The sequence below is a fragment of the Cellulomonas septica genome, from assembly GCF_012396155.1.
GTDB classification, from domain to species: Bacteria; Actinomycetota; Actinomycetes; order Actinomycetales; family Cellulomonadaceae; genus Cellulomonas; species Cellulomonas septica.
The window spans coordinates 1-2438 of sequence record NZ_JAAXOY010000551.1 but is presented as its reverse complement, the minus strand read 5'-3'; the positions used below and the strand labels follow the sequence as shown (position 1 = coordinate 2438).

The window sequence follows — 2438 nt, the reverse complement described above, 5'->3', positions numbered from 1 at the left end:
GGGTCGACGGAGGCGGCGAGGAGCGGCGTGAGCGTCGCGACCAGGTGCCCGCGCACGAGCGGCGTGACCTCGTCGATCGTCACGCGGCGGCCCGTCTCGGCCGAGAGCGAGGTGACGTCGGCGTCGTCGATGCCGCACGGCACGATGCGGTCGAACGCGTGCAGGTCGGGCTCGCAGTTGAGCGCGAACCCGTGCATGGTGACGCCGCGCGCGACGCGCACGCCGATCGCGGCGACCTTGCGCTCGCGACGGGCCGGCCGGTCGTCGTCACCCGGGTCGGCGGCGAACCACACGCCGCTGCGCCCGTCGACCCGCACCGCCTGGAGGCCGAGGTCGGCGCAGGTGCGGATGAGCGCCTCCTCGAGCGCGCGGACGTAGCGCACGACGTCGATCGGCTGCGCGAGCCGGACGATCGGGTACCCGACGAGCTGGCCCGGGCCGTGCCACGTGATGCGTCCGCCGCGGTCGACGTCGACCACCGGGGTGCCGTCGGTCGGCCGGTCCCAGCGGGCCGTGCGGCGACCTGCGGTGTAGACGTCCTCGTGCTCGCAGAGCAGCACGGTGTCGTCCTGCTCGCCGGCGGACACGGCCGCGTGCACGTCCCGCTGCAGCGCCCACGTGGGCTCGTAGGGGAGCAGGCGGGTGCCGAGGTCGAGCGCGTCGAACCGCATGCCGGTCAGGCTAACCCCGGGTCGGTGCGGCCGCGTGCGTCGTCCCGTCGTCGGGGGCGTCGTCGGGCCGGGCGACGAGGACCAGCAGGGCGCGCAGCTGCTCGACCTGGGCGGGTGTGAGCCCCCGGGTGACGACCTCCTCGGCCCGCCGGCGGTCGGCGGCGGCGTCGAGCGCCGCGAGGCCCTCGGGGGTCGCGGTGATGACGTGGCGCCGCCGGTCCTCCGCGTGGGGCGCGCGGCGCACGTACCGGGTGCGCTCCATGCGCGCGAGCACGCGGCTCATCGTCTGCTCCGTCACGCCGCACAGGGTCGCGAGCTCGCGCTGCGAGGCGGGCGAGCGGGCCAGGTGGACGAGGACGGGGAGGCTCGCGTGGTTGAGGTCCCAGCCGGCGAGGTGGGCGTTCCACTCGCGCTCGACGCGGCGTGCGGCGGCGGACAGCAGGCGCCCGACGGGCCAGTGCGCGGGGTCGCTCGACGCGGGGTCGAACGTGTCGCCCCCGCCCGTGAGGTCGGGGTCGTCCAGGCCGTCGCGCACCCTCGTCGATCCCTTCGGTTTGCCGTCCGGCGCTCCGCCACCCATGATACTCAGCATGCTGAGTAATCGCCGGGCGACCGTGGCCCGCGCCCTTGCCGTCGCCGTCGCGCTCGTCGCCTGGCTCGCCGTCGGAGCCGTCGGGGGCATGGCCCAGGGCAAGCTCGCGCAGGTCCAGGAGAACGACGCGGCCGCCTTCCTGCCGTCGTCCGCCGAGTCCACGCAGGCCGCCGAGGCGAGCCGCGCGTTCGTGGACACGCCGACCCTACCGGCGCTCGTGGTGATGCAGCCCGCCGACGGCGGTGACGTCACCCCGGAGCAGGTCCAGGCGGCGACCGAGTGGGCGAACGGCGTCCCCGGCCGCGACGTCCCGGACGGCGACGGCGACACGTGGGCGGACTACCTCGTCGGCGACCCGGTCGTCGTGCCGTCCGAGGACGGACTCGCGCTGCTCGCGATCTTCTCCGTCGACGCCGACGCGGCCGACGAGCGCATCGGCGAGGACTCCGTCGCGGAGGTGCTCGTCACCGACCTGCGCGCGTCGCTCGACCAGGACCTCGGCGCGACCGCGACCGACGCGGGCGAGATCGGGCTGCAGGCCTGGGTCACCGGTCCGGCGGGCTTCGTCGCCGACCTCGTCACGGCGTTCGGCGGGATCGACGGCGTGCTGCTGCTCGTCGCGCTCGGCGCGGTGCTCGTCATCCTCGTGATCGTCTACCGCTCGCCGTTCCTGCCGTTCGTCGTCATCCTCACCGCCGTCTTCGCGCTGTGCCTGGCAGGCCTGGTCGTCTACCAGCTCGCGGCGAACGACGTGCTCGTCCTCAACGGCCAGTCGCAGGGCATCCTGTCGATCCTCGTGGTCGGCGCGAGCGTCGACTACGCGCTGCTGCTCGTGGCCCGCTACCGCGAGGAGCTCCGGCACGCCGAGCACCCGGCCACCGCCATGCGGCGCGCGTGGCGCGCGTGCCTCGAGCCGATCGGCGCCTCCGCGGGCACCGTCGCCGCGGGCGTCCTCTGCCTCCTGCTGTCCGACCTCGGGTCCAACCGGTCGCTCGGTCCCGTCGCCGCGATCGGGATCGCGTCCTCGTTCCTCGCCGCGACGACGCTGCTGCCGGCCTTCCTCGTCGTGCTCGGCCGCTTCTCGCGCGCCCTCTTCTGGCCGCGCGTGCCGCGCCCCGCCGCGACCGTCGCCACCGCGCACGGCCACCACGCCGCCGCGACCGACGACCCCGCCG

The 2438-nt window shown here is 75.6% G+C and carries 3 protein-coding genes; 1 reads left to right on the top strand and 2 read right to left on the bottom strand.

Annotated features, from left to right (window positions below):
- Positions 1-671 (bottom strand): lipoyl(octanoyl) transferase LipB (gene lipB, locus HGA02_RS16425; protein ID WP_168680191.1); only part of this gene is annotated, 671 nt, incomplete at its 3' end.
- A 10-nt stretch (positions 672-681) separates the two neighbouring features.
- The gene (locus tag HGA02_RS16420; RefSeq protein WP_343035546.1) at positions 682-1206 is read right to left on the bottom strand and encodes a MarR family winged helix-turn-helix transcriptional regulator; all 525 of its coding nucleotides are present in this window, start codon (positions 1204-1206) and stop codon (positions 682-684) included.
- A 55-nt stretch (positions 1207-1261) separates the two neighbouring features.
- On the opposite strand from HGA02_RS16420, the gene HGA02_RS16415 reads away from it, so the two are divergent.
- Positions 1262-2438 (top strand): MMPL family transporter (locus HGA02_RS16415; RefSeq protein WP_246247946.1); only part of this gene is annotated, 1177 nt, incomplete at its 3' end.